Origin of the sequence: Bradyrhizobium sp. STM 3809 (assembly GCF_000239795.1) — a bacterium.
Taxonomy (GTDB): domain Bacteria; phylum Pseudomonadota; class Alphaproteobacteria; order Rhizobiales; family Xanthobacteraceae; genus Bradyrhizobium.
This window is the reverse complement of record NZ_CAFJ01000203.1, coordinates 1-4,032: the sequence shown is the minus strand read 5'-3', so window position 1 is coordinate 4,032 and position 4,032 is coordinate 1. Positions and strand designations below refer to the sequence as shown.

Sequence of the window (4,032 nt, the reverse complement as noted above, 5' to 3'; positions counted from 1 at the left end):
AACAAGTGAGCAGGATCGTTCGCCGCTACAGCTCCGCATTGCCATATGCGATAGCCCTGCCGAACGCGGGGAGAGGCTGACAGCGAGCGTCGCGCTCGATTGTCCCGACAAATGAGCATCAGCGGCGTGTTCATGGAGAGGCGAGAAGCGACGTGGATTGTTCTGGCGTTGGCCGTGCTCTCGTCATCGATCCGGCCGGCCGTTGCGGGGTTGGACGACTTCAAGGTCGCCGCGATCGAGGTTGTCGACGACTATGATCAGGCCGACATCAGTCCGATGGGCCATCGGCCGCGGTCGCTGATCAAGGTGACGCTGTCTTCGGATGTGGACCTGCGGGACTATGCCAGGGATGGCTTTCATGTGGGCGTCAACGTCGGAGTCTGCCTGCAGGGCAGCTTCACCATCGACCAGACCAAGGACTTGATGGGAGCGTATGTCTACGACACGCTCGGCAACCTGATCGAGCATCGGGAGATCGTGTCGCCCCCTGCGTCCGAACATGCCTATCACTTCTATGTCGACGTTGCATTCAGGCCTCTGTTCGAGCCGGCACCGGGACAGCCCCCGCCGTTTTCATGGGACCTTCGCACGACGCCTGAAGACATCTGCTTCGTGATCAGGGGAGCCAAGATGCTCGGGACAGGCTTCAGGACGAATCTCGTCATGATCCCGGCAACTGATATTGCTGAGGCCATCGCGCGCCGCGAGCGTGCCAAGAAGGCCGCCGGCCCCAAGACAAACGACATTCGGGATCGGCGCTGACCGCCCCCCGCGGTCGCTGCCGTGCCCGCATTCGTCGTCGGCCGGACCTGCTAGTCCAGATCGATCGCGTGATACTGCCCGGTCTTGTCGAGCTGGGTGCCCCAGACCTTGTGCAGCGCCTGGTGGTCGGAGGGGCCGAAGCTCACCTTGGAGCCGACGCCGAGCTCGTAGTTCTGCATCGCCTCGAGGTTGCTGACGAGCGCTTCCGTGTCGAGCGCGGGGCCGGTGCGGCGCAAGCCCTCGATCAGGATGTTGGCGGTGAGATAGGCCTCCAGCGAGGTGTAGTCGGCCGGCTCTCCCGGAAAATATTTGGCGAGCGCCTTCTTGTAGTTCAGTGTCACCGAGGCATAGCCGTCGACCTGCTGCCGACGCCGGAGATCGTCGCATAGATCATGTCGGGGTAGAGGTCGCGCGTCTTCTCGATGAACTTCGCCGCCGCGCGGAAGGTCGCCACCAGCACGACCGCCTTGATCGCGGGACGCTGGCGCTTCAATTGCGCGATGGCCTCGTCGACATTGACGGTGTTGCGGTTGTAGCTCATGCGGAAGATCTCGCCGGCATTGCCGCCGCGCAGCCCGCGCATCGCCTTGGCGACGCCGTCCCAGCCGGCATCGCCATAGGCATCCTGCTGGGTCAGCACGCCGATGTCCTGTGGGCGCAGCCGGCGGTTCTTGACGAGGTAGCGCACCAGCGCGTCGGCCTCCTCGGCATAGCCGGCGCGATAGTTGAAGACGTAGCGGTCCGGCGGATCGCGCCGCAGCGACGGCGCGCCGGTGAAGGCGCCGAAATACAGCGCGTGACGCTCGAGCGCGTAGGGCACCGAGATCAGGGCGGTCGGACTGCCGTAGTTCTCGACGAAGCCGAACACCTTCTGCTGCTCGTAGAGGTCCTTCATCGCGTTCAGCGTTCGCGTCGGCTCATAGGCATCGTCCGCGGTGGAGAGCTTGAGCTGGCGGCCATGCACGCCGCCGTCCTCGTTGGCCTGCGCGAAGGCGAGCTCGATGCCGAGCTTGAGCTGGCGACCCATCTCCCTTGCAGGCCCCGAAAAGGGAGCGGCCATGCCGAAGCGGATCTCGGTGTCCGTCACGCCCTGGACCGATGGCTGCGCGCCGGCCTGCGTGGCCACGGCAGCGTTGGCCATTCGCGTGTCGAATTTCGGCAGACGGTCCTTATCCCTCAGCCGCGTGACCGCTTCGGGGACGACGGCGGGGGCGGCGCTCGCCGGCGGAGCGTCCTGCACCTGCGCAAAGGCCTGCGAGGCGCGAATCGAAACGGAAGGTACGCTCGCGGTCACCGCAACATCCGTGCTGCTGTCGGTGCTCGGCGCGGAGGTCCACCGCGCCGGCAGCTTCAGCGCGGCAAATCCGGCCACGCCCGCGGCGACAGCGACCAGTCCGAGAATGCCAAGAATGCCGAAGGAGCGCCGCTGTCTCGGCTGAGGAGGAAGCTCCTGCACGCCGAAGCGTGCGGCGAACTCGGCCGGCGTCGGCCGGTCGCGCTCGTCGCGCCAGGATTGTTCATACATCGGACGGCGGTCATCGTCGTAGCCCGGCGCAAAGGGCGGATCACGGTCGTCATTAGGCGCACGCAAATGTCTCACGCTGTCCCCCTTGCCCCGCGCATCCCTTGTCATTGGCGTTTTTTGTTGGATTGCGCGGCGGCCATCCACTGCAGATGCTGCCGGCCTGATGACCGTGGCTATGCGCCGTTCGGCGCTGGCCTTACGAACTAACACCCATCATCGAGTGCTGGTGGATCAGGCAGGTTCCCGACAAATTGTCTGGAACAAGCCCGAACGTCGCCATGATAGTGCGAAGCAATGCGGCGTTAGTTTGTTCGCGCCCTCGATCGAGCCAGCCGATCGCCAAGCGGCGAGGATGTCTCACTCGAATAGTTCGCAAGCGTTGCCTCACTGCTTCGCCGTCTCCGCGGCGACCAGCCCCGTCACCATCGCGCTCACCATGGTCGCGATCTGCTGGCGCAGCGCGGCGAGCGGCACGGCGATCAGCTTCTGCTCGAGGCCGAGTGCGACCATGCCGTGGACCGCCGAGAACAGGCTGCGGGCGGTGACGCTGATGTCGTCGAACGAGCGCTGCGGAAACAGCGCGGCGAGCGGCTGGTGAATGTGGCGGAACAGATGCATCTGGTCGGCCACCGCCCAATCGGGCAGCGGCTTCTCGGCCGGCATGCGATGCTCGAACAGCGCGCGCCAGAGCTCCAGATTGTGAGCGGCAAAATCGCAATAGGCGATGGCGATGCGCACCAGCGCGGCGGCGGGGCCGGGCGGCCCGGCGCTTTCGGCGGCGGACAATTCGGCGTCGAGCCGCGCGAGAGTGCGCGATCCGACCATCAGCACCAGTTCGTCGACGTCGGCGACCAGATTGTAGACCGCGCCGTTGGCGACGCCGATCTCCTGGGCGAGATCGCGGGTCTTCAGGCCGGCGAGACCCTTGCTCCGGATCATCCGCTCGGCGGCTTCGATCAGGGCATCGCGCTGTTTTGCACGTCTTTCCAATGTTTTAGACATCTTTAACCAAGATATTGAGCGACGCTCACGAAAAATCTTGAACGTTGCTCACAGTTGCGCTACACCGATCCTATGAGCGATGCTCATAACAGGGAGTTCACAATGTTCAAGACCGTTCTGACGCTGTTTCGGGGCACCGTGGCTGTCGCGGAGGAGGAGCTGCAGGACCGCACCGCGCTGGTGATCCTGGATCAGCAGATGCGTGACGCCGCGGCGGCCGTCGAGCGCAGCAAGCGCGCGCTGGCGCTGGCGATCGCGCAGGACCAGCAGGAGGGCAGGCGGCTCGAGGCGACCATCGCCCGGATCGCCGACCTGGAGGTGCGCGCCACCGCCGCGCTCGATGGCGGCCGCGAGGATCTGGCGCGCGAGGCGGCGCAGGCGATCGCCGGGCTCGAGGCCGAACGTGACGCCGCCAGGACCGCGCGGGCGCTTTTCGCCGCCGAGATCGGCCGGCTCAAGAAGCATGTCGCGGGGGCTGAAGCGCGCATCGCCGAGCTCGACCGCGGCCGCCGCATCGCCCGCGCCTCGGAAGCCGTACGTAATCTCCGCCGCGGCGGCATCGAGGCCGCGCGCCCCTATGAATGCACGCTGCCGGAGGCCGAGGCGACGTTGAAGCGGCTGCGCGAGCGGCAGATGGAAGCGCAGGCCGCCGACGAGGCGCTGATGGAGCTCGACGCCGCGACCGGCCCGATCACCACCGCCGAGAAGCTCGCCGAGCAGGGTTTCGGCCCGCGCATCAAGAC

The 4,032-nt window shown here is 65.9% G+C and carries 5 protein-coding genes; 2 read left to right on the top strand and 3 right to left on the bottom strand.

Going from position 1 to position 4,032, the window contains the following annotated elements; genetic code table 11:
- The first annotated feature begins 111 nt into the window (after window positions 1-111).
- Window positions 112-762 carry a hypothetical protein gene (locus BRAS3809_RS11165; RefSeq protein ID WP_008962204.1) on the top strand — a complete coding sequence of 217 codons (651 nt, stop codon included), beginning with the start codon at window positions 112-114 and terminating at the stop codon, window positions 760-762.
- A gap of 50 nt (window positions 763-812) precedes the next feature.
- Here BRAS3809_RS11165 and BRAS3809_RS37610 read toward each other — a convergent pair whose 3' ends face one another.
- From BRAS3809_RS37610 to BRAS3809_RS11155, 3 genes are all read right to left on the bottom strand, one after another.
- Window positions 813-1,103, bottom strand: coding sequence for an ABC transporter substrate-binding protein (locus BRAS3809_RS37610; RefSeq protein WP_008962203.1), 291 nt, complete (start codon window positions 1,101-1,103; stop codon window positions 813-815).
- Window positions 1,100-2,362 (bottom strand): ABC transporter substrate-binding protein, encoded by a 1,263-nt coding sequence (locus BRAS3809_RS37605; RefSeq protein WP_008962202.1) that lies wholly within the window; start codon window positions 2,360-2,362, stop codon window positions 1,100-1,102. The genes BRAS3809_RS37610 and BRAS3809_RS37605 overlap by 4 nt, the downstream gene beginning before the upstream one ends.
- A gap of 309 nt (window positions 2,363-2,671) precedes the next feature.
- Window positions 2,672-3,289 (bottom strand): TetR/AcrR family transcriptional regulator, encoded by a 618-nt coding sequence (locus BRAS3809_RS11155; protein WP_083839086.1) that lies wholly within the window; start codon window positions 3,287-3,289, stop codon window positions 2,672-2,674.
- A 102-nt stretch (window positions 3,290-3,391) separates the two neighbouring features.
- Here BRAS3809_RS11155 and BRAS3809_RS11150 point away from each other — a divergent pair.
- Window positions 3,392-4,032, top strand: a 641-nt coding sequence (locus tag BRAS3809_RS11150) for a PspA/IM30 family protein (protein WP_035656060.1), incomplete at its 3' end; no start/stop codon positions are given.